This is a genomic window from Cryocola sp. 340MFSha3.1 (assembly GCF_000383315.1).
Taxonomy (GTDB): Bacteria; Actinomycetota; Actinomycetes; order Actinomycetales; family Microbacteriaceae; genus Leifsonia.
Window position 1 is genome coordinate 523,386 of the sequence record NZ_KB911088.1, and the last position, 22,293, is coordinate 545,678.

The 22,293-nt window shown below is 64.9% G+C and carries 22 protein-coding genes; 17 read left to right on the forward strand and 5 right to left on the reverse strand.

Annotation, left to right across the window (positions count from 1 at the left end; translation table 11 throughout):
* The first annotated feature begins 2 nt into the window (after nucleotides 1–2).
* From H284_RS0113505 to H284_RS0113540, 8 genes are all read left to right on the forward strand, one after another.
* Nucleotides 3–458, forward strand: a complete 456-nt coding sequence (locus H284_RS0113505) for a DUF4176 domain-containing protein (RefSeq protein WP_231371231.1) — start codon at nucleotides 3–5, stop codon at nucleotides 456–458.
* The gene (locus tag H284_RS0113510) at nucleotides 455–724 is read left to right on the forward strand and encodes a hypothetical protein (protein ID WP_020076676.1); all 270 of its coding nucleotides are present in this window, start codon (nucleotides 455–457) and stop codon (nucleotides 722–724) included. Before H284_RS0113505 ends, H284_RS0113510 begins: the two co-directional genes overlap by 4 nt.
* Entirely contained in the window at nucleotides 721–1,065 is a 345-nt protein-coding gene (locus H284_RS0113515) for a hypothetical protein (RefSeq protein ID WP_020076677.1), read from the forward strand. Before H284_RS0113510 ends, H284_RS0113515 begins: the two co-directional genes overlap by 4 nt.
* Nucleotides 1,065–2,303, forward strand: a complete 1,239-nt coding sequence (locus H284_RS0113520; protein WP_020076678.1) for a hypothetical protein — start codon at nucleotides 1,065–1,067, stop codon at nucleotides 2,301–2,303. The genes H284_RS0113515 and H284_RS0113520 overlap by 1 nt, the downstream gene beginning before the upstream one ends.
* Nucleotides 2,304–2,307: 4 nt before the next feature.
* Complete coding sequence (locus H284_RS0113525) at nucleotides 2,308–3,150, forward strand: hypothetical protein (protein ID WP_020076679.1); 843 nt, start codon at nucleotides 2,308–2,310, stop codon at nucleotides 3,148–3,150.
* A gap of 62 nt (nucleotides 3,151–3,212) precedes the next feature.
* On the forward strand, nucleotides 3,213–4,058 hold the full coding sequence (locus tag H284_RS0113530) for a hypothetical protein (RefSeq protein ID WP_039731402.1): 846 nt from the start codon (nucleotides 3,213–3,215) through the stop codon (nucleotides 4,056–4,058).
* A 114-nt stretch (nucleotides 4,059–4,172) separates the two neighbouring features.
* Nucleotides 4,173–4,589, forward strand: coding sequence for a hypothetical protein (locus tag H284_RS0113535; RefSeq protein ID WP_020076681.1), 417 nt, complete (start codon nucleotides 4,173–4,175; stop codon nucleotides 4,587–4,589).
* Nucleotides 4,589–5,062: a DUF5085 family protein gene (locus H284_RS0113540; RefSeq protein ID WP_029042942.1), complete on the forward strand. Its 474-nt coding sequence runs from the start codon at nucleotides 4,589–4,591 to the stop codon at nucleotides 5,060–5,062. Before H284_RS0113535 ends, H284_RS0113540 begins: the two co-directional genes overlap by 1 nt.
* Before the next feature lie 84 nt (nucleotides 5,063–5,146).
* Here the strand turns inward: H284_RS0113540 and H284_RS0113545 are convergent, their stop codons facing one another.
* From H284_RS0113545 to H284_RS0113555, 3 genes are all read right to left on the reverse strand, one after another.
* Nucleotides 5,147–6,976, reverse strand: coding sequence for a thiamine pyrophosphate-requiring protein (locus H284_RS0113545; RefSeq protein WP_020076683.1), 1,830 nt, complete (start codon nucleotides 6,974–6,976; stop codon nucleotides 5,147–5,149).
* Between the two features lie 93 nt (nucleotides 6,977–7,069).
* A complete protein-coding gene (locus H284_RS0113550) occupies nucleotides 7,070–8,401 on the reverse strand; it encodes an NAD(P)/FAD-dependent oxidoreductase (RefSeq protein WP_020076684.1) in 1,332 nt (443 codons plus the stop codon).
* A 44-nt stretch (nucleotides 8,402–8,445) separates the two neighbouring features.
* Nucleotides 8,446–9,213 (reverse strand): glucose 1-dehydrogenase, encoded by a 768-nt coding sequence (locus H284_RS0113555; protein WP_029042943.1) that lies wholly within the window; start codon nucleotides 9,211–9,213, stop codon nucleotides 8,446–8,448.
* Nucleotides 9,214–9,450: 237 nt separating this feature from the next.
* Between H284_RS0113555 and H284_RS0113560 the strand changes: the two genes are divergently transcribed.
* The gene (locus H284_RS0113560) at nucleotides 9,451–10,824 is read left to right on the forward strand and encodes an NAD-dependent succinate-semialdehyde dehydrogenase (protein WP_018192291.1); all 1,374 of its coding nucleotides are present in this window, start codon (nucleotides 9,451–9,453) and stop codon (nucleotides 10,822–10,824) included.
* A 56-nt stretch (nucleotides 10,825–10,880) separates the two neighbouring features.
* Here H284_RS0113560 and H284_RS0113565 read toward each other — a convergent pair whose 3' ends face one another.
* A complete protein-coding gene (locus H284_RS0113565; protein WP_020076686.1) occupies nucleotides 10,881–12,110 on the reverse strand; it encodes a nuclear transport factor 2 family protein in 1,230 nt (409 codons plus the stop codon).
* A 438-nt stretch (nucleotides 12,111–12,548) separates the two neighbouring features.
* Here H284_RS0113565 and H284_RS0113570 point away from each other — a divergent pair, with 438 nt between their 5' ends.
* From H284_RS0113570 to H284_RS0113585, 4 genes are all read left to right on the forward strand, one after another.
* Complete coding sequence (locus H284_RS0113570; RefSeq protein ID WP_018192289.1) at nucleotides 12,549–12,755, forward strand: cold-shock protein; 207 nt, start codon at nucleotides 12,549–12,551, stop codon at nucleotides 12,753–12,755.
* Nucleotides 12,756–12,919: 164 nt separating this feature from the next.
* Complete coding sequence (locus H284_RS0113575; protein WP_018192288.1) at nucleotides 12,920–14,011, forward strand: fatty acid desaturase family protein; 1,092 nt, start codon at nucleotides 12,920–12,922, stop codon at nucleotides 14,009–14,011.
* An 81-nt stretch (nucleotides 14,012–14,092) separates the two neighbouring features.
* Nucleotides 14,093–14,425, forward strand: coding sequence for a DUF7882 family protein (locus tag H284_RS0113580; RefSeq protein WP_018192287.1), 333 nt, complete (start codon nucleotides 14,093–14,095; stop codon nucleotides 14,423–14,425).
* A gap of 99 nt (nucleotides 14,426–14,524) precedes the next feature.
* Nucleotides 14,525–15,304, forward strand: coding sequence for a TRIC cation channel family protein (locus H284_RS0113585; RefSeq protein ID WP_020076687.1), 780 nt, complete (start codon nucleotides 14,525–14,527; stop codon nucleotides 15,302–15,304).
* Between the two features lie 28 nt (nucleotides 15,305–15,332).
* On the opposite strand, the gene H284_RS0113590 is transcribed toward H284_RS0113585, so the two are convergent.
* Nucleotides 15,333–16,208, reverse strand: a complete 876-nt coding sequence (locus tag H284_RS0113590) for an aminoglycoside phosphotransferase family protein (protein WP_020076688.1) — start codon at nucleotides 16,206–16,208, stop codon at nucleotides 15,333–15,335.
* A gap of 123 nt (nucleotides 16,209–16,331) precedes the next feature.
* Here H284_RS0113590 and H284_RS0113595 point away from each other — a divergent pair, with 123 nt between their 5' ends.
* The 4 genes from H284_RS0113595 (at nucleotide 16,332) to H284_RS20925 (ending at nucleotide 22,215) form a co-directional block, all read left to right on the forward strand.
* Nucleotides 16,332–17,729 carry a pyridoxal-dependent decarboxylase gene (locus H284_RS0113595; protein ID WP_020076689.1) on the forward strand — a complete coding sequence of 466 codons (1,398 nt, stop codon included), beginning with the start codon at nucleotides 16,332–16,334 and terminating at the stop codon, nucleotides 17,727–17,729.
* A gap of 550 nt (nucleotides 17,730–18,279) precedes the next feature.
* Nucleotides 18,280–19,713 (forward strand): NAD(P)/FAD-dependent oxidoreductase, encoded by a 1,434-nt coding sequence (locus tag H284_RS20770; protein WP_081630415.1) that lies wholly within the window; start codon nucleotides 18,280–18,282, stop codon nucleotides 19,711–19,713.
* A 4-nt stretch (nucleotides 19,714–19,717) separates the two neighbouring features.
* A complete protein-coding gene (locus tag H284_RS20920; RefSeq protein WP_196802843.1) occupies nucleotides 19,718–21,007 on the forward strand; it encodes a preATP grasp domain-containing protein in 1,290 nt (429 codons plus the stop codon).
* The gene (locus H284_RS20925; RefSeq protein WP_155885501.1) at nucleotides 21,004–22,215 is read left to right on the forward strand and encodes an ATP-grasp domain-containing protein; all 1,212 of its coding nucleotides are present in this window, start codon (nucleotides 21,004–21,006) and stop codon (nucleotides 22,213–22,215) included. Before H284_RS20920 ends, H284_RS20925 begins: the two co-directional genes overlap by 4 nt.
* Nucleotides 22,216–22,293 lie beyond the last annotated feature (78 nt).

The following is a 22,293-nucleotide window of genomic DNA, read 5'->3' on the forward strand; positions in this document are numbered from 1 at the left end:
CGATGACCCTCGAAATGACGGGCGACCTCCTGGGCTTGGGGTCCATCGTTCGGCTGGAGACCGAGAGCGCTTCGGGCTTGTTCGTCGTTCTGGCGAGAGGAGCGTTCCGGCCGGATAACACGCGGAACGAGGTTGTCCCGCGCTACCTGGTGGGCCCGCATCCCTATGGTGAGGCGCCGGACAGGGAGACGTTCCCTATTGTGGCCACTGAAATCCATACTGTTGTTCATCATGGCTACACTGATGCCGCTGATACGGAATTTCTCACGGATCTTCTCGACCAGATGGAGAACGGGCGTCGCAAGACGACGCAGGCAAAGCAGTTCGCGGGTGCCCTCACGGACATCCCCGATGCCGTCCAAAGCGAGGAGATCGAGAACATGGCGCGGGTTCGCGCGGACCCGTTCTTCGAACTTCGTGGGTTGGTCCAGCAGCAAGACAGGAAAGGTGAGTCGTGAAGGTCGCATCAAACGTCGGTGCCGCACAGGAGGCCGTCTCGGGGTTCGCGGAGCTTGATACGAGCGGGGGAGGGCAGCAGGTGACCCTGAGCGTGAGCAACGTTTCGTGCATGCAAGACGGATCAAGCGTCGCGAACAAGCTCCTTGACTGCATCTCTGAACTCGCGTCCGGCGTGAAAGGTCAGGCGAGCAACGTAACCGCCCTTGCGGCCGAGATCGAGGATCGGGACAAGCAGGACGCGAGCGGCTGGTGCGAAGCGCGATGAGGCATCTGAGTGCACAGCAGATCGAGCTTGAGCAGAAGATCCGGGCTCACGAGGACGAGACGGCTGAACAGCTGGCGACGATTCGCGTGCTTGAAGAGCAGTGGGACGACTACCGGCGAGTGATGCGGGAGAACACGGACCTGTTCGAACAAGCCGGCATCGCTATGGGCGGGGATAACTACTTCGTGAAGAAGGGCCTAGTGGCGAGACGAGAGGTCGACGGTTACGTCGGCCAACTGGCGAATGAACAGGCCGAGCTCTTCGCGGAGACAGCGAGCAGCATCCGCTCGTCATCTGAAGAGCATCTGGACCGAATGCGGCAAGAGAAAGCAGGCGCGTGATGGGCTTGATTTATGACTCGGGCGACTCGGGAGCCCTGAAAACCGCGCTCTCGGCAAACCTCACAGCTGCGTCTGCCGTCCTGACGAAGCTGAGTAGCGCATCCACACGACTCACCACCGCCCTGGGCACGGGAGAGCTGTCCGGGAAGGGCTACACGGCAGTCGATTCGTTGTTTGCACAGATCATCGCGCCGTGCGTCAAAGAGGCGAAGGACGAGATCGACTCGATCTCTGGCGAGCTCGAAACCTACACGAGCGAAGACTCCAAGGTGAGCAGGTTCGGGGTGCTCAAAGAGGATGAGCTGAACACGCAACTCACGGCGACCAAGAAGCAGCGCGACGCGACCGAACACCAGATCGAGGTCCACGAACGTGCCGCGAACTCATCGACGGCAGTGCCTGGCCTTAGTGAAGCGTTGGAGGCGAAGAACGCTCAATTGGAGTTGGTACTGAACCAGCTCGAGAAGGACATCCACGAACTGGAAGACAAGCTCAAAGCGCTGCGCGACTTCGCTGCGGCGACCAAGGGTCTCTTCATGGGGCGGCTCGAGAACCTGGCGGGTGCCACCGGCGACGTCATCGCCCTGCTGAAGAGCTTGAGCGAGCCGGCTGTGATGCCCGGCGTGAAGCTCGACGTCTTCGGAGCCACCGGAAGCGGGCTGGGGGCCGCGGCGACGAGGAAGGACATCCTCGACTACCTCAAGGGCGGGAAGATCAAGGCGGACGACAAGGGTCGCCTGAAGGTCGGCGGGAAATTCCTCTACAACCAGAGCGGACAGTTCCTTTATGGCGGGGGCAAGGGCTTCAACGAGTCCACCGGGCTCAAGATCGACCACTACAAGCAGCCTGTCAAAGCAGGCGCAATTGGGGCGCTCAAATCTCCGGTTGACGATTTTACCGGCTGGAAGGGTGCCTCGAAGCTTGCCAAATACGGCAAGGGCCTCGGCGCGGCGGGCAACGTTCTCACGGTCGGCAGCAATATCGATAAATACTTCGGCGACGGCGAGGCCACCGGCCATGACTACGCAGATTTTGCAGTCGATACCACCGTCGATCTCGCTAGCGCGGCCGTATCGGCGGGCGCAGGCGCTGCAATCGGCTCACTGATTCTGCCACCTGCCGGCACGATCGTCGGCGCGATCGCCGGGTTTGTCATCGGCTTCGCCCTCGACAACAACTTGTTTGGTCCCTCAGCGACAGATCTGGCCAAAGAGGAAATCAAGAAAGCGTATCGCTGAGGTTATGACGAACACGAAGAAGCTAACCGCCGCCGAGGCGAACCGCGCATACTTCATAGCCCTAGCGAACAGTCGCGGATCCGTGAGTATGCTTTCCGCCCTAGCTCTGCCGACAATCCTGATCCTTTTCATCTCGAACGTCGGTCCTTTGAACCCCTCGTACCTCGGCGGCTACGAGATTTTCAGGTCTATTTCTATCGCGAACCAGGCGCTCATCGGGGCGTGTTCGGCGGTCTACCTCATCTTGACCGTGTTGAAGAGGTTGACCTACAGGTTTCAGGTTCTGACGTCGTGGGTTATGGCGACCATGGCCGCGATCATGATTTACGGCCTGTGTTTGCTCACACTTCCCATGGCGGCATATGTGCGCGACAAGCAGCTGTTTGTCACGCTGTTTGGCACCTTCGCTCTAGTCGCTGTATTGCTGCTTGCCAGTGCAACGGCGGTGCATGCAGTGCTGCTGCGGCGCAGGCTCAAGGTGGGGCACTCGGAAAAACGCACGGCAGGCAACTATTTGGCGGTGTCCGCGTCTAACAGATCGAAGGTGTTCTGGATCATCTTCGGAGTCATCGCCGTAGTGCCGAACGTGGTGACACAAGGCCAATACGTCCCGAACCTCATCGGGATTTGTGGTCTGATCCTTTTCGGCTGTCTCACCACGAGCCTTCCGGTCGAGTTTGCTTACCTCGCCTATCTGAAGTCGAAAGATCGTGACTACTGGGAGCGTCCGCCCCGTCCGGTTGCGAAGGACGTGCGCCGGAGGCTTGCCAGGAAGATCATCCTCTGGGTGCTGGGGGTATCGGTCGCTCTCGCTGCGTTCTGGGTCCTGGCCAAGTACGTCTTGTGAATGGCGCTTCCACGACGGACGTGGCCAAAGATGCGATCAAGAAGACCTATCGGTGATTTGCGGTGAATAAGAACAAGACGCCAAGAGCTGCGGAGGCGAATCGTGCCTATTTCACAGCGTTAGCCAATTCCCGAGCGTCGCTGGCGAGTCTTCCAGGTGTAACGATCCTGGTCATTCTGCTCCTCAGCCTCGATACGTTCGCCGGCATTCAAGCGCTCGTGTTCCATGAGGGCGCTGGTTTGTTCTTGCCACTCTTTACGATTCACTCGATCGTTCTGGGCATGTGCGGCTTCGTGCTGATTCTTACAGTCTCCAAGCGCGCGGTCTTCCGATTCCAGACACTCTTTTCGGTTGTGATGGCGAGCATGTCGGCGCTATTGGTGTACAGCATCAGCATCATGTCGGTCGTCATTTCATCATTCGACAGTGCCACCAGCCGTCTGTCTCCCGCGATGTTCTACGTAATCGGCGCGGCGGCGTTGGTGCTGACGGGCGGTGCATCCGGGTTCCACGCTTTGTTGTTGCGGCGTCGTCTGAGGCTCGGCCACTCGGAGAACCGCACCGTCGGAAATTACCTGGCTGTTTCACGGTCCAATACGTCGAAAATCTACTGGGCCACCTTCGGGCTTGTGATGATCATTCCCAACGTATTGACACAAGGCCAATATCTCGTGAACTGCATAGGGATCATCATGCTGATCGTCTTCGCTTGCTTCACGACCAGTCTTCCGGTCGAGTTTGCGTACCTCGCCTATCTGAAGTCGAAGGATCGTGACTACTGGGAGCGTCCTCCTCGCCCTGTGGCGAAGGAAGTACGTCTGAGGCTTGCCAGGAAGATCGTCGTCTGGGTCGTGGGGGTGACGGGGGCTCTCGCTCTGTTCTGGGTACTGGCCAAGTACGTCCTGTGACCGCGGTTCCCGGCTTATCCGCCGCACATCCTGAACGGTTCTGAACGAGACAACGAGACAACGAGACAACGAGAAAGAGGACTCACCGTGAAACTCCAACCGCGAACGCTGAGCATGAACAACGTCGTGAGCTACACACTCGACCTTCACGAGGGCGACGAGCTCCTGGAAATCGTCGACGGCACTGCCGACTACTTCCGCCAGGTGCTGGTGCACAACGGTTACTACACCACGGGCCCGATGGTCTTTCGGGGACTTCCTGGATCGGAGACCTTCACCCTCATGACCACTCTGGGTAATCGTGTGAATATGGTCGGTGATCGCCACTCCGGATTCGAATTCCATGAGCGCGTAGAGCTGGAGACTGACTACTTCTATCGTCACTGGGATGTCGAGGAGCCACTGCCGTACGACGCGATCGAGGAGGCGGTGGCAGAAGAAGGATTGAATCTTCAGAGCGTCTATCACGTGATCCTCGACTTCTACGGCGAGTCCGTGCTCGACCTATACGCGCACGTGGAGAAGCGGTGATGGCAACGCCGTTTCATGACGTGGCGCTCGGCGAAAGACTGTCCTTTCAGAACGTGGTGAGCCATCGCACAAAGTGTCACTACACGGAGATGGCGGCGCAATTCGACGAGTTCGTGTCCCAGGTCAAGGCGACCGGCTCCGAACCCGTGGGGCCGCTCTTCTACAGTCTCAACAACGTGCCAATGGACGAGATGGTCGATATCGAGACGTTCCTCCCGATTCGGCAAGGCACCTTCCCGCGTCACGAGGATTTTCTGTTTCATTCGTACGTCGACGTCTCCCCTCTCCTGAGAGGGATCGTCAAGGGTGAATTCGAGGAGCAGACAGAAGCGGTTTACACACAGCTTCTGGCGACGTTGGAAGCGAACGATCTGGAGATCAATTCGCCCTTCTACCACGTGTTCCAAAAGGATCCGTCGCCATTCGTCCTGGTCTATGTCGGGTACGTCGACCCGGACCAGAGCGCCCCATGATGAGCTTGCGCACCAAGGCAGTACGGAACAAGCACACCCTCGTACACCCCGATGCAGTAGGTCGGGCTCGTGCGGGCGGCCGCTTCACCCCTCCTCGTTGCCGCGGTCCCGGTGCAGCACCCCCTTCACGCGCTCCACGCCCTCGGTGACCAGCGAGGTGGCCGAGTCCTTGATGGCGCCGAGCCCGTCCGGGTCGCCCTTCAGCAGCGCGAACGCCATGTTCTTGGCGAACTCCGCCGTGATGTGCGGTGGGAGGGGAGGCACGTTCTTGCTGGTGTGCGCGTCGATCAGCGTGACGCCGCGGTGGGCGAATGCGGCATCCCACGCGGCGGCGACATCGTCGTCGTCGGTCACGGTGATTCCGTTGAAGCCGAGGAGGCGCGCCCACCCGGCGTAGTCGACGGACTCGACGGCCTGTGCGGTCTCCCAGACGGGGTTCGCGTCCTCGGTGCGCATCTCCCACGAGACCTGCGTGAGGTCGTCGTTGTGCAGCACCAGGACGATGAAGGTCGGGTCGGACCAGCGTGACAGGTACTTCTTGATGGTGATGAGCTCGTTCATACCGAGCATCTGGAACGCGCCGTCGCCGATGGTGCAGACGACCGTCCGGTCGGGATACGCGAACTTCGCCGCCTCCGCGTAGGGCATCGCTGCGATCATCGTGGCGAGGCGGCCCGAGAGGTCGCCGAGCATCCCGTCGTGAAGCCGGATGTAGTGGCCGTACCAGTCGGCGGTGGTGCCCGCGTCGGCGGTGACGATCGCGCCGGCGGGCAGCCGCTTGTTCAGCTCCGCGTACACCCGGCGCGGGTTCACTCCGTCGTCGTAAGTCTGGTCGGCCTGGGCAGCGAGCTCGTCGTCCCACGTCCGCATATCGTCGGCGACCTTCTCCTGCCAGGAGAGGTCCTCCTTCTGGGTGAGCAGGGGGAGGAGTCCGGTGAGGGCGGTCTTGACGTCCGCCCAGATGCTCACCTCGGTCGGGTACCGCAGGCCGAGCTGCTCGGGTCGCAGGTCGATCTGCACGGCCCGCGCCTGCCCGGTCGCGGGGAGGAACTGCCCGTACGGATAGTTCGTGCCGAGCAGCACGAGCGTGTCGCACTCCTTCATCTGGTGGTAGCTCGGCCGGGAGCCGAGGAGCCCCAGCTGCTGGGTGTGGAACGGCACGTCCGACGGCACGACCTGCTTGCCACGGAGGGAGGTGATGACCCCGGCTCCGGCGAGCTCCGCCGCCTCCAGCACCTCCGCCGTCGCGCCGTTCGCCCCGGCGCCGACCAGGAACGTGACGCGCTCGCCGGCGTTGATCAGATCGGCGGCGGCCTGCAGTTGCTCCAGCGGGGGAGCGATGGCGGTGGATGGCGCCACAGCACTCGAACGCGACTGCCACATCTCGGGCCCCGGCTCCACCATCTTCTGCCCCTGCACGTCGTGCGGAATGATGATCACGCACGGCTGCAGCCGGGTGATCGCGGTCCGGAACGCGGTGTCGACGGCGGCCTGCGCCTGCGCGGGCGACACGATCGTCTGCACGTACGCGGCGACATCCGAGAAGGTCCGCTCGAGGTGGCTCTCCTGCTGGTTGAACGTCCCCAGCGAGTCGAGGCCCTGCTGGCCGACGATCGCGACGACGGGCTGGTTGTCCATCTTCGCGTCGTACAGGCCGTTGATCAGGTGGAACCCGCCCGGGCTCGACGTGGCGACGCACACGCCGACCTCACCGGTGAACTTCGCGTGCGCGGTCGCCATCAACGCGGCGATCTCCTCGTGCGTCGGACGGATGTACTCCACGCCCTCCCCGGCCCGCTCCGCCTTGCCGAGGGCGCCGTCGAACTCCCCGATGCCGTCGCCGGGGAATCCGAACACGCGCCGCACGCCCCACTCCCGGATCCGCTCGATCACGAACTCGCTCACCGTCGTCATGCTGTCTCTCCTTCTCGCGCGTCCTGTCGTTCGCGCGCACATGGCCATCCAACGCCCCGAGACTCCCGGGTCAACGGGGTCGGACGGCGTCGATCAGTTCTTCTCCTGCGCGGCGGCCGCCTCACGGAACCGTTCCCGCGGCTCCTGCACCGTCCCGACCGGCGCCGCATCGCGTGGGGTGAGTCCATTGCCGACCCACCCCAGCACGAGGCGGAACCGACGCGAGAGGCTGGGCAGGGCGATCGCGTGATAGACCTTGTCGACGGCCCACGCCGCGACGCCGCGCAGGGGGATGCCGCGGACGACGGCGGCCCCGCGCATCCCGCTGTAGCTGGCGAGCGTCCCCAGCGAACGGTGACGGTACTCGGTCAGGCTCTCGCCGGCGATCGACCGCCGCAGGTTGTCCGCGAGCACCCGTGCCTGCCGGATCGCGTTCTGCGCGTTCGGCGGGTAGTAGGCGGGCTGCTTCTCGGCCAGCAGATCGGGCACCTGGGCGTCGTCCCCGAGAGCCCACACGCCGTCGAGGGGCGTGCCGTCGTCGCGGACCGCCTGCAGGCTGGCGTTGCACTGCACGTGCCCCTTCGGGCCGCGCGGCACATCCGCTCGGTCGAGCACCGGGTTGGGAGTGACGCCGGCCACCCATACGAGCGTGTCGGTGGGATGCGTCTCACCGTTGCTGAGCACGACGTCGCCGTGCTCGCAGCTCTTCACCTCGGTGTGGAGCAGCACGTGGATGCCGCGCTTGCGCAACAGCCTCAGGGTCCAGGCGGAGAGCTGCTCGGGGAGCTCGGCGGCGATCCGGCCGGCGACCTCGATCAGCAGCCAGCTCATCCGTTCGCCGTCGAGCTCCCTGTAGCGGTCGAGTTCGGCAGCCGCGACACGCTGCAGCTCCGCGATCGCCTCGACGCCGGTGTACCCGCCGCCGACGAACACGAACGTCAGCGCCCGCTTCCGCTCGGCGGCGTCGCCGGTGGCGGCGGCGAAGCGGATGCGCTCCAGCACGTGGTCGCGCAGATAGGCCGCCTCTTCGACGCTGGAGAAGCCGATCGCGGTCTCGGCGAGCCCAGGGATGGGCAGCGTCTTGGTGACGGCGCCCAGGGCGAACACGACGTGGTCGTAGGCGATCGCCCGCTCGGTGCCGTCGAGGGTCCGCACGACGGCGACCCGGGCGCCGGTGTCCACCGACTGGAGCGCCCCGGCGACGATGTCGGCGTTCTTGAGCGGGCGGCGCAAGGGCACGACCGAGTCGCGCGCCTGGGTCTCGCCGCCCGCCACCTCGGGCAGCAAGGGCTTGTAGGTCAGGTACGGCTCGGGCTCCACGACGGTCAGGCGCAGGCGGTGTGCCGCGGCGTCGCGACGCAAGTCCCGCGCGAGCGTGAACCCGGCGAACCCTGCGCCGAGGATGAGTATGTGCGGTTCAGTCATCGCTCTCGCTCCTTCCTTCTCCGGTGGCGTGCCCTCGCGCTCCGTCAGAGCCCCACGCTGCCGTGCATGATGCCGCCGTCGACGAAGACCGTCGTCGCGGTCATGTACTTCGCGGCATCCGAGACCACGAACGCGACGACATCCCCGATCTCGGAGGGTTCGGCGACCGTGCGGAGGGGGATGGAGTTCTCCAGCTTCTGGCGCAGCGCGTCATCCTTCATCGTGGCCGCGTTGATGGGCGTGTCGACCGCGCCGGGCGCGACGCTGCCCACACGGACGCCCTGAGGTCCGAGCTCGACACCGGCGGTGCGCGTGAGCATCCGCATCCCGCCTTTCGACACGCAGTAGCTGAGGTTTCCGGGCATCGGCCAGTCCTCGTGGACCGAGGACACATTCACGACCACCCCGCCGGTTCCCTGCTGGATGAACCGCTTCGCCGCGCGCTGCGTCCCGAACACCGCGCTCGTGAGGTTCACGGCCATCACCTTCGCGAAGGTCTCCTCGTCCACCTCGAGCAGGCTGTGCCGCAGCTCCATGCCCGCGTTGTTGACGAACGCGTCCAACTGCCCGAACTCGTCCACCGCCGTTCCGATCAGCTTGTCGATGCCCGCGGTCGTGGTGACGTCCGCCTCCACTCCGATGGCGCGACCGCCCGCCGCGACGATGTCCTTGACCAGGTCGGCGGCGTCCTCCGGCTGCGAGACGTAGTCGATGACGACCGCCGCTCCCGCGGCGGCCAGCGAACGGACGATCGCCGCCCCGATCCCGCTGTTTCCGCCGGTGACGACGACGCTCTTCCCGTGCAGGTCCACGAGCACCTCCCTCGATCAGCCACCATTGAACGCTCCGGTCGCCCGATTGCAACGGTTCCTGCGAGGGTCCGCAGGGGAGATGGCCGATGATGCCGACGCGCTGTACGCCATGTCGACGCATGCCCGCATGCGTGGACGATGTGGCGGGTCACAGGTGCTTCGGAAGCCGTATTGTCATGATGGGCCACACCCGTTTCAGCGAAGAAGAGAACCGTTTCAGCGAAGAAGAGGAGCGCCATGAGCTACGCCGTGACCAATCCCGCCACCGGCGAGACGGTCAAGACCTTCGACACCATCAGCGACGCCGACCTGGAGGCGGCGATCGCGTCCGCAGACCACGCCTTCCGTACCTGGTCGCGGTCGACGACCACGCAGGAGCGGGCCGCGCTGATCCGCCGTGTCGGCGAACTCCACGTGGAGCGCCGGCAGCAGCTCGCCGAGATCATCGTGCAGGAGATGGGCAAGCCCGTCGAGCAGGCGCTCGCCGAGGTCGACTTCGCCGGTGCGATCTACGAGTACTACGCCGACCACGCGGACGAGTTCCTGAAGGATGAGCCCATCCAGCTGCTCGACGGTGACGGGTCGGCCGTCGTCCGCCGATCGGCGCTCGGTGTGCTCCTCGGGATCATGCCGTGGAACTTCCCGTACTACCAGGTGGCCCGGTTCGCCGGACCGAACCTCGTGATCGGCAACACCATCCTGCTGAAGCACGCGGAGCAGTGCCCCGAGTCGGCCGCCGCCATCCAGCAGATCTTCCTCGACGCCGGCTTCCCCGAGGGCGCCTACGTCAACATCTACGCCAGCCACCCGCAGATCGAGACCGTCATCGCCGACCCGCGCGTCCAGGGCGTCTCGCTCACCGGCTCCGAGCGGGCCGGCGCGAAGGTCGCCGAGATCGCCGGCCGCAACCTGAAGAAGGTCGTGCTGGAGCTGGGCGGGTCCGACCCGTTCATCCTGCTCTCGACCGACGACCTGGATGCCGCTGTGCAGAACGCGGTGGATGCGCGCCTCGACAACAGCGGTCAGTCCTGTAACGCCGCCAAGCGGTTCGTCGTCATCGACGAGCTCTACGAGCCGTTCCTCGACAAGTTCACCGCGAAGCTCTCCGAGGTCGAGGCGAGCGACCCGACGAGCGAGGACTCGGCCCTCGGCCCGCTCTCGTCGCTGAAGGCGGCGGAGAACCTCGACGAGCAGGTGAAGCGCGCCGTCGACAACGGCGCGAAGCTGGTGCGCGGCGGAGGCCGCAACGGCGCCTTCTTCGAGACGACGGTGCTCACCGACGTGACGCCCGACAACCCCGCCTCCAAGGAGGAGTTCTTCGGCCCGGTCGCGCAGGTGTACCGCGCGAAGGACGAGGACGACGCCGTGCGCATCGCCAACGACACGCCGTTCGGGCTCGGCTCCTACCTGTACACGACGGACAAGGAGCAGGCGTCGCGCGTCGCTGACCGCATCGAGGCCGGAATGGTGTTCGTCAACGTCGTCCTGGCCGACGGCGCCGAGCTGCCCTTCGGCGGCGTCAAGCGTTCCGGTTCGGGTCGCGAGCTGGGCCGGTTCGGTGCGGACGAGTTCGTCAACAAGAAGCTGATCCGCGTGGGGAACGACTGGTAGTCACCAACGAGAAAGGGCCGGGCGTCCGAGACGCCCGGCCCTTCATCGTTTCGCGGTCAGTTGAAGGTGACCACGACCTTGTCGTCGTCGATCTTGATGTCGGCACTGATGTAGCCGGCCTCGCCCGTGAGGTTCTCGCTCGCCGGGTTGCCGCTGAAGTCCGAGCCGGTCATCACGGCCGAGAACTTCCCCGGGCCGATCTTGAACTGGTAGTAGGAGTCGGAGTCGTCGCTGATCTCGACCTTCGGCGACTCGTCGACCTTCACGGCGACCGTCGACTTCGAGACGGCCATGTTGCTCGGGTAGCTGAGGTCGATGCCGCAGTCCTCCACGTCGTAGTACGACGTCTTGGTGGCGCACTCCGCGTAGTGGGCGTCGACCTGCTTCTGCACCTCGTCGAGGTAGGCCTGCGACGGGGTGAGCTTGAGGTCCTTCACCTGGTACGAGTCGGCGGCCACCGTCAGCTTGGGGGAGCCGGCCAGCTCGTAGTACTTGTTCGGCGCCTCGATGCTGTAGACGCCCGGGTAGGCGACGACCTCGGAGTCCTTCGACGTCAGCGAGTGGTCCGCGCCCGGCACCGAGTAACCCGGGATGCTCGACGACACGAACGGGAGCTGGTAGGTCAGCCCACGGCTGACGTACCAGCCCTTGTCGTCCTTATCCAGCTCGATGGTCCCGCGGTAGGTCTTGCCCGCGAGCTTGTACGTGACGCTCACCTGGGTGAGGTCGGAGCTCCGGCTGGTCAGTGTCCGGCTCACGACCGGCGCCGTGATGTGCTGCGCCTTGCCGAGGACGGCGTTGGTGAGCAGGAAGTTCTCGTCCTCCGAGGAGTCGACCCGCGCCAGCTTGTTGGCGGCCGAGGCGTTGCCCTTGGCGATGTCGTTCAGGTAGTCCTGCGCGACCGACTTGGCGCCGCTCCCGCCCAGCAGGTTCGCGATGAGGACGATCGCCACGATCACGACGGCGGCGAACGCGACGGCCCCGCCGATGACCCACCAGACCCACCGCGGGACGGCCGGCTTCTTCTTCTCGCCGACCGGCGGCGCGTACGGGTTCGGCTGGGCGCCCGGGTAGGGCTGCTGGCCGGGCGCGGTCGCGTAGGCGGCCTGCTGCTCGGGAGCGACCGGCTGGGTCGGCGGCGCCGGCTGCTCGGGTGCGGCGGGCTGCCCGGGTGCGGCGTGCTGCTCGGGTGCGGCCGGCTGTTCGGGTGTGGTCGGCTCGGATGCGGCCGGTGTGCCCTCCGGAGCCTTGTCGTGGTCGTCTGCGGGCACGGTCGGGTCGCTCAATATTCCCCCTCGATGATGTGATGACGATCGGATACCGCCCGAGACATGGGCGTCGATCAGAAACTTTTCAAGAATATCAGTCCTCGGTCCACAATCCAGTCCTCTGGAGGGTGAAAACGAGGGATTCGCGCGCTGGAGGCCGATGTCCTGTAGTCTTGCGGGAACCCGGTCAGCCGACGACGTCTCGCACCGGGTCGATTGAGCGCACCTTCCTCGTGACGTGTGCGCATGTGTACCCGCGGCCACGGCCGCGAAAAAGGAAAAGTATCTCACCCTCCGTCCGGCTCCATCAGCCGTTCAGCTCTCCGGCGAGGGCCACTCCCTCCCCGACGAATCGTCACGACCGCTCCATTCCGTCGTGGCGCTCAGCCGTCCGCGCTCTCTGCGCGGCGAACGGGACCGTCATGGTCCCCAACACCAAATAAGAAGGAAGAAACGATGGCCACAGGTACCGTCAAATGGTTCAGCACGGAGAAGGGCTACGGGTTCATCGCCCCGGATGACGGCACGGCCGACGTCTTCGCCCACTTCAGCGAGATCGCGTCGCAGGGCGAGTTCCGCAACCTGGCCGAGAATCAGAAGGTCGAGTACGAGGTGACCCGCGGCCCCAAGGGCCTCCAGGCATCCAACATCCGACCGGTCTGACCGGTCCTCGATGCGGGGCCGGTTCGCCGGTCCCGCATCGATCCCAAGCCCCTTCGGGCATATCTCGGTGCTGGCGCCCAGGAACGGCGCATATGCTTCGAGAATCTAGGGCGAAACGTCCAACACCTCGGCTGGGAAGTCGTCTGACACAGCGGAGGTCAAGAGTGACCGCTACCCTTCTCGGTCCGATCCGGACCACCAAGCCCCGCTCCGGCCGGCCGTCCGTCACGAGCACGTACAGCGAACTCCTCTCGGAGGTTCGCAGCGAGGGTCTCCTCGAGCGCCGCCGGGGCTTCTACATCACCACGTTCGCGGTCCTCATCCTCGCGCTCGTCGGCGCCTTCGCCGGGATCGTCCTCTTGGGCGACTCGTGGTTCGTCCTCCTGATCGCCGGAGCGCTCGGCATCATCTTCACCCAGCTCGCCTTCGTGGCGCACGAGGCCTCGCACCGCCAGGTGTTCGATTCCGGCCCCGCCAACGACCGCGCCGGGCGCTTCCTCGCCACCTGGATGGTCGGCATGAGCTACCACTGGTGGATGACGAAGCACACCCGTCACCACGCCAACCCGAACACCATCGGGAAAGACCCCGACATCGCCCGCGACACGATCTCGTTCACCGAGGCGGACGCCGCCCGGTCCACGGGCATCCTGCGCGCACTGACGCGTCGCCAGGGCTACCTCTTCTTCCCGCTGCTGCTGCTCGAGGGCGTCAACCTCCACTTCACGTCGCTGCGGACCCTCTTCGGCAAGGCGCCGGTCCCCGGCCGCGGCCGTGAGCTCTCCGCCATCTTCATCCGCTTCGGCATCTACCTCAGCGCCGTCTTCCTGCTGATGCCGGTCGGCGTCGCCTTCGCATTCCTCGGAGTGCAGCTCGCCGTGTTCGGCCTGTACATGGGGGCGTCCTTCGCCCCCAACCACAAGGGCATGCCGCAACTGCCCGAGGGCTCGCGCGTCAGCTTCCTCGACAAGCAGGTGCGCACCTCTCGCAACATCCGCGGCGGATGGTGGATGAACATCCTCATGGGCGGTCTCAACCACCAGGTCGAGCACCACCTCTTCCCGAGCATGCCGCGGCCGCACCTGGCGCGCGCTCGTGAACTGACAATCGCGCACTGTGCGGCGAACGAGGTGCCGTACACCGAGACGTCGCTCGTCCGGTCGTACACCATCGTCATCCAGTACCTGAACCGCGTGGGCCTCGCGGCCCGCGACCCGTTCGATTGCCCGGCCGCCGGGGCCTACCGCCGGGCCTGACCTTCCCTCCGCGCATCCCGCCGGACATCGTCGAGCCAACGAACGTGCGTCTTGGCGTACGGTGTTGGCTGGAGGTGCCCGATGGGATACATGGTCTACGACAGCAGCACGATGATCACGTTCGAGGATCGCGTCCTCGCGCACCTCGAAGTGGTGATCGTGTCGAAGCTGCGCCGCAAGGAGTCGTTCGCTCTGAGCTGGCGCGAGACCGCGGAGAACGGCGACGGTCGCTCGACCGTCTGGATCGACCCCTCCATCCCCCTGCGTTTCCGGTTCAGCGGCTCACGACCGCCGACACTCGACCGCGACTGGATCGAGCGCCTCGCGGCAGCGGCGGCCAGCTCCTCCGGCCTGATCGCCGTGGATGAGGACGGCCAGCCGGTCGTCGGGTCCACCCACGAGCGGGGTATCTAGGGCGCGGTCGGGATCGCGGACTGCGCTGTCTCTCGCTCGCCGCCCTGCCTCGTTAGCGTGGGTCTGCGGCGGCACTGCGTCGCGGGCAGGGGACTTTCGATGCATCCGACCGAGCTCACCTTCGGCACGTGGTCGCTCTCCGGTGGCGGCACCCTCATCGACCTGATCGCGGCGACGACGAACGCTCTGAACGGTGCGCTGCTCGCGCGGCGGCCGGACCACTACCGCAACTACACCTTCGTCGGCATCATCTTGATGGCCGTCATCGGCGGAATCGCGGGCGGGGTCATCCGGGACGTGATCCTGCAGGAGACACCGTCCGCCTTCGTCAACCCGGCCTACCTGGTCTTCAGCGTCGCGGCCGGTGTCGTCGGCTACCTCATCGCCTATGCGCACGGCCAGCTGTTCCGCGAGGGCCTCTTCCAGTTCATGACGTCGTTCTCGCTACCCTGGTACGCCATCATCGGAGCGCAGAAGGCGACGGAAGCCGGCTATCCCATCGTGGGCGCACTCGCGATCGCCGTGATCGCACCGACCGCGGGCCGCTATCTGATCGACGTGACCAGCGGTGTCACGCCCAAGCAGTTCGTGCGCGGCGAGTGGTTCGTCGCGACGGCCGTCGGCACCGGATTCGTCTGGATCGTGCTCTCGGAGGCGGGCGTGCCGTACTGGCTGAGCGTCGGGGCCGCCTTCCTGCTCGGGTTCACCTTCCGCGTTGTTGCGCTGTACCGCGGATGGGAGGAGCCGCTCGCCCGCGGGCCGAAGGGCCTCAAGGTGCATGCCGACCGGCGCCCGCTGCTCGGTCGCAAGCTCTCGGGGCGCTCACAGGAGGAGTTGCGGATGCTGGGTCTCGCCGTCGACGAGGAGCCTGCCGCCTGAGCGGGCGTTGCTGGCCGGAACTCGGGCGTTACTCCGGGATCTGCGCGAGTGCGTGCCGGGCCAGCGCCGCCATCCGAGGGTTGTCGTCCGACGCCATGGCCAGGGCGGACGCCATCGTCACCGCCCAGCCGCGCGCTCGCGCCCACGTCGCCGTGTCGGGCGTGACGGGAAGTGCACGGCGGAACCGCTCCCGCGCGTCCCGGTCGAAGGTGAGCCACGCGGTGGCGAGATCCGTGGCCGGGTCGCCGGATGTGACGTCGCCGAAGTCGACGACCCCTGTCAGATCGCCGTCCGGGCCGAGCAGCAGGTTGCCGGGATGCAGGTCGCCGTGGAGCAGCAGGGGAGGCCCGTCCCAGGCGGGAGCGTCGAGGGCCTCGCGCCAGGCCTGTTCGAGGTCGGCGACCTCCATGCGGCCGGACAGCGAGCGGAGCCGGGTAGCGACTGCTTCTCTGCGTGCCGCGAGCGGGATCCCGCGCACCAGGTTGTGCGGCGCTTCGGGGGCGGGCACGGCGAGCTCGCCGAGGAAGAGTGCCAGCGGCTCGGCCAGACCGACACGGCCCGCGGCGCCGACGGATGCGCCGTCGATGCCGTCGAACCACTCCACGACGCTCCATGGCCAAGGGAATGTCGCAGACGGGACACCGACGCGAACAGGGACGGGCACGCGGACGCTCACGCGCTCCGCGATCCCGGGGAGCATGCGCTGCTCGTGCTCGATGAGGTGCGCGGCGGCCTCCCGGCGCGGGACGCGGACCGCGAGACGGTCACCGAGCCGGTACAGCTGGTTGTCCCAGCCGTCGCTCACCAGCCGGAGTTCTCCGTCGAGGTCGGGATGCTGCTCCGCGAGCAGCCGGGCGACCAGCGCGGCGTCGGTGGTGATGTCGGCGGCGGGAGTGTCACTCACCCGCTCGACCGTAGCAGGCCGCCCAATCGGCTGGTGCTGGGCGCTCGAAATATCCGAATGCTGCGCTGAACGAGCAAGAGAGTTGCGTTCAGCGCCAAACTCATGCGGGTTCTTTGTGAAAGCATGGCGATCGGAGGTTCCATGACTCAGCAGCCCGCTCAGCCGCACGACCGCATGCACGCGGTGACGCCGGAGACCCGTGAACTGGTCGACCTGGTGCTCGACTACTCGCGCCGGCGCATCCTCAGTGAGGACACCCCGCTCGACAAGCCGCTGCCGGAGTACGAGCTGCGCCGCCTGGCGGGACAGACCGTCTCCGAGAACGGCATCGGCGCCGAGCGCGCGCTCGCTCTCTTCGAGCACGTCCTCGCGCCCGCGTGCATCACCACCGACCACCCGAGCTACCTGTCGTTCATCCCGACGGCCCCGACGAAAGCGGCCACCGCGTTCGACCTCGTCGTCTCGGCCAGCGCCGTCTACGGGGGCTCCTGGCTGGAGGGATCCGGCGCCGTGTACGCCGAGAACCAGGTGCTGGCGTGGCTGGCGGCCGAGTTCGGGCTGCCGGCGACGGCCGGTGGTGTCTTCGTGCAGGGCGGGACGCTCGGCAACCTCTCCGCCCTGGTGGCGGCGCGGGATGCGGCCCGGACCGAGCGCGGCAATCCGGCCGGTCGCTGGGTGATCGTCTGCAGCTCCGAGGCGCACTCGTCGGTCTCGTCCGCCGCACGGGTGATGGATGTCGACGTCGTCGCCGTCTCACCGGGGGAGAGCGGTGTGCTGAGCGGAGATGCGGTTCGTCCGGCGCTGGAGGAGTACGGCGACGCAGTGTTCGCGGTCGTCGCCACAGGCGGATCCACGAACTTCGGCATCGTCGACGACATCGCGTCGATCGCCGCCCTGAAGTCGGACTTCTCGTTCTGGCTGCACGTCGACGGCGCGTATGGACTCGCGGGGATGCTCTCGCCGCTGGCCCGCCACCGTTTCGCCGGGGTGGAGAGCGCGGACTCGGTGATCGTCGACCCGCACAAGTGGCTGTTCGCGCCGTTCGACGCCTGCGCCCTGATCTATCGCGACCCGGAGGCCGGCCGGCGGGCGCACACCCAGCACGCCGAGTACCTCGACACGCTGACCGAGACCGCGGAGTGGAGCCCCTCCGACTACGCCGCGCACCTGACCCGCCGGGCCCGCGGGCTGCCGTTCTGGTTCTCGCTGGCGTCACATGGAGCCGCGGCCTACCGCGATGCGGTGACCGCATCCATCCGGCTGGCCGAGCGAGTGGCCGAGGAGATCGAGCAGCGGGACGGCTTCCGCCTCGTGCGACGGCCCCAGCTCTCGGTCGTGGTCTTCGAGCGCGACGGCTGGGCCAAGGAGGACTACGCCCTGTGGTCCGCCCGGCTGCTGGAGGAGCAGCGCGCGTTCGTCACGCCGAGTTCGCACGCGGGCCGGCCGAACACGCGTTTCGCCATCCTGAACCCACTGACCACGTTCGACAACCTGGTGGGGATCCTCGACTCGATGGAGTGACGCCCGCAGAGCTCGCGAGGGGTGACCGCTTCGTGGCCGGTGTCGGTCAGAGGTAGGCCGCGCGCGGTCGCGGTTGTCATTCAAGATGTCATCTGAAGGGTCAACGCTCGCAGCGATACTCCATGCCTGCCGATACGCTGGCGTTCGTTGAGAATGTGCCGCGTCTAGCGCCGCCGGTCGAGGTGGAGTTTTTGGCCGATCCGTGGCCTGCGTCGACGTGCGCACCGCATTGGGCTTTTGCGCCGGCCGTCGGCGCGTGCGCACTTGATTCGCGCCGAATGCGGAGTTCAGGCGCCGCGTGACCTCACCGATGCCAATCCTCGCCGATGCCGCGGACGTGCCGACAACGGCAGTCGCGCCCAGCATTCAAATCGATGGGTGCCAGCCAGCCCATTGCGGCCATTGCGGACGCATGAGCTTTGTCTGCAGAACGGTCTGTGAACTACGTTCGCTCAGGGCTGCGGGTTAGCAACAGGACTCATTTGACGCGCGCCGCGGAGCCCGGTTCTTCAGATACGAAGCACGCCGTTACGCCGTCAATGGGAGATTCATGTCACAACCCCTCACGTTCGACGTCATCGTCGTCGGCAACGGGGCGATCGGTTCCACGATCGCATTCGAGTTGGCTCGACGGCGGCTACGGGTGGCACGGGTGGGTCCCCAAGGCCGACCGCGCGCCGCATCAACAGCCGCGGGGGCCATGCTGGGATGTTTCGGCGAAGTGACTCGGATGACCGTGAACGAACCGAACGGCAGGCTCAAGCTTGAAGCGGATCTCCATGCCCGGAGTCTGTGGCCCGCGTGGGATGCCCGCTTGGCCTCATATGGCGAGGACCAGAGGCCGAGTGTTCAATCGGGCGGTACGACGGTTATCTTGAACACGATCGGCGGCGCCGCCGTGGATGACGGAAACTTCAAAGCCATAGAGTCGGCACTATTGGAGCTCGACGAACCGTTCGAACACGTAGATGTCGGTGAAATCTCCGGAATCAAGCCCGACGATCTTTCGCGCCCGCTGAAGGCTTTCCATATCCCAGGCGAGAATTCCCTCAACCTCCCGTCGTTCCTCAGCCGTCTTGATGCTGGCCTCCGGGCGGAAGGCGGCCAGGTGATCAATGCCGTCGCTCGTGAAGTAATCGTCCAAGGAAACTCGTGCCGGGGCATCCAGCTGGAAGACGGACGCATGCTGAATGCGCCGGTTGTCGTGGTTGCTAGCGGATCATCTTCTCTCCGATTGCTCGACTCCATTCCAGAGATTCGCCGAAAGATTCCGCCACTGTTCAACGGCTATGGAGTCTCTGTCCTTCTACGGCCGAGCGATCACCCAGTGCCCGATCACGTGATCCGAACACCGAACAGGGCGTTCGCGTGCGGCCTCCACACAGTCCCGCGGGGGAACTCGCTGTTGTACGTCGGCGGCACGAACGTGGTTCGACATGCTGCCCGTCGGAATGCAACGATTCGCGATCTGGAGTTTCTGCTTAATTGCGCCGTGTACCAGATTGATACTCGACTTGCGCTCGCCGAGGTTGCTGTAACGCAGGTGGGTAATCGACCCGTCACGGCGGACGGGTTCCCCCTCATCGGCGAGGTCGGGGTAGGTGGCTTGTGGCTTGCAACGGGCACGTATCGTGACGGCGTCCAGCAATCCCCGTTGATTGCATCAGCAATTGCGGATGCCATAGAAGCCGGCGCACAGCTGCCCGAGGCGTTTGATCGGTTCCAACCGGTTCGACCTCCATTGCAGATTGGCAGTCGCGATGTGATCGTCGAACTCGCGACGGAAGAACTGGTCGCGGTCGGTAGGGAAACGCACTGGACAGTGCGACCGGAGTGGCCGGACGTCGTGGAGGACTACGGTCGCCGTCTGTATGCCGAGAGGGCCGATGCCCTGCACGACAGATTCACTCCTCCGCCGGATGTGCTGGCCAAACTAGACGCCGGTATGCGCGCGGACCTTGTCGAGTACTACGGAGCGTGGTGATCTTGTGAAGATCGTTATCGGGAACGACATTGACGAGAGCCTCTGGCGGCGGGGAGAGACGAGGGCGTGGTCCCATCGGGCTCTTTGGTTCGCGGCGGAGAGTGATGTGGTAATCCTTCCGTGCGACGTCGACGAACTTTTTGTGAAGCATGTCGATGCCGTTACGGGGCGGTACGCCAGCCCCCGGATTCTGCGGGCTCCCGCCGGTCGGTATGGCGACCGCGTCCTGGATCCATTGGCGCTGACGCAGCCCACGTTTCTGCAAACGGTTCGCAACCTGACTGCGAGCCATGAAGTTGACTACTGCCCTCTCTTCCCGTCAGCGCAGCTGCTTCCATTTTATGAAGCGGTATCAGGCGAGCTGGCCCATCGGGACTCAGACTTCCTGCGGCTGGGCGGCGCAAACCTAGCCAATAGCAAGGCCTACTTCCATCTACTTGCCCGCATGGCGGGCGCCTCGACTCCCCGCGCGGTCGTCGCCTACAGCAAAGACGAGGCCGTCGCCCATTCGCAGGCCTTGTTGAACGAAGTAGGGGCCGCGGTCGTCAAACGAGCACACGCGGGCGCGGGAGCAGGAAACGAGCTCCTTTCACTCAGGGTCGAGGACACTAGCCATCTCGGTGTGCCGGCGCAGCGCGTTCTCGATGAACCAGAAGGTGTGCAGCAATACTTCGATGAACGTTGGGAGTGGGCCTCTAACGCAGGTCACTACCCGGTAGTCATCGAAGAGTTCGTCCACGCATCCGGCTGCGGATACGTCGAATTTGATATACGCGACGCCGGTCCGTCGATGGCCGGCTACGGAACCTTGATTTATAGCAACTCGAGGATCAGCCAAGAGATTGTCGGACGCCTGCCTGGCGGCCTCACCGATGCGTCATCGCTCTTCAGCGATTCCGGGCGTCTCGCAGAAGCTCTCTTCCGGTTCGGATACCGAGGAAATGCATGCTTCGACTTTGTCGAGACCCGCGAGGGCGGATTCGCGTTCACCGAGTGCAACGCGCGCACAACTACTGGTTCGCATCTTTACCGTCTCGCCTCCGTGACAAGTGGCGATCCGTTGATACAGCACTCCGCGGAACTACATTGGCCCTGGATCTCGACTGCGGATATTTTGAGCACCATTCAGGATCTCGGCCTCGCATTCGACCGTGCGACCGGTCGAGGAGTTCTGCTGACTATTCCGGCAGCCCCGGACTCGCGGATGCGTGGCTTCCTGTACGCGTCCGTTGGTGTTGAGGACGATTTGCTCGACGCGTTGCATTCTCGTCTGGCCCGATTGGCATGCAAATGAGCGCAGAGTGCATCGTTGTCGTTGGTCCCTCGTCGGGGTTGATCAGCTCACTGCAACAGTCCGACTTTGAGATCTACGTCTTGCATGAGCCTCAGCACTACGACTGGTTGGAGCCGCATCGTGCAAAAGGCGTGAGCACTCGAGTCATTGCTTCCTACCGCGAAGTCGAGTCCACTCTCGCGGCGCTCGCCACCATCCCAGAACCCATCAGATCCGTGGTGCCCGGCAACGAAGCGTCCGTGGTGGCTGCAGCACTGGCCGCAGCGCATGTGCGCGCCAGTGGTCAGTCCGTAACGGCGGCGCTCGCCTGCCGCGACAAAGCACTCCAGAAAGCGTTGTGGCTCCGCCACGGCGTCCCGTGTGCGAAATGGCAACGGCTGGAGCAGACCATTGATGCCGGTCGATTCGGCGAGCTGATGGACGCAAAGGGCTTCTCCTACCCTGTCGTTCTCAAACCTGCTCTCCAAGCAGGTGCGGCAGGAGTTTCCGTCCTTGCCAGCCACCTCGAGGTATCAAGCGCACTCGAATCGGCCATGTGGCCAATGATCGTTGAGGAATTCCTCGATTTTGACGAGCTCCACATTGACGGCTCCGTCCGCGGCGGAAGCCTCGAATTCATCTCCGCCTCCCGCTACGCCTCGCCGCTGTGGAGAGCTAAGCACGGCATCCCTATCATCTCCACAATGGTCTCTCCGGACGAGGAACCACTTCTCTACGGCGAGGCACGAAAGCTCACCGCTTCAGCGCTCTCTTCGCTTGGACTGTCGAACGGGGTATTCCACCTTGAGGCCTTCGAAGGTCCAAGCGGGCTGATCGCGGGCGAGCTGGCGTGTCGGCCGGGCGGCGGGTTCATCCCGGAAGTCGTGAAACGCGCGTATGGCGTCGACCTATGGGACGAGCATTGGCGCATCATCTCAGGCCTGCACAGCGCCACTGAGCCCAAGCGAACCGAAAAGAGCTTCGGATTTGTCCACCTTCCCACCGTCCCTGGAATTCCTAATCCGTTTGACGCCGCTCAGCTAGAGCGCCACGAGTTCGTCAAGGGCGTACACGTGGTGTCCCGGCTGGGAGATGTCATGCCATCGATGACCGATTCCTCTGGCTCCTGCCTCGCATATGTGCTCGTCGAAGCGCAGCACCATGATGAACTTCTCACCGCCATCGAGGGCCTTCTCGACGAGACACGGCGAGCTCTCCATCAGTCGTGAAGCACCCCATTGTCCCGATCAGTGGTTCCGGTGCGTCAGAAATACATACATAGAAAGGCCGGTTTGTGTCCGTTTTTG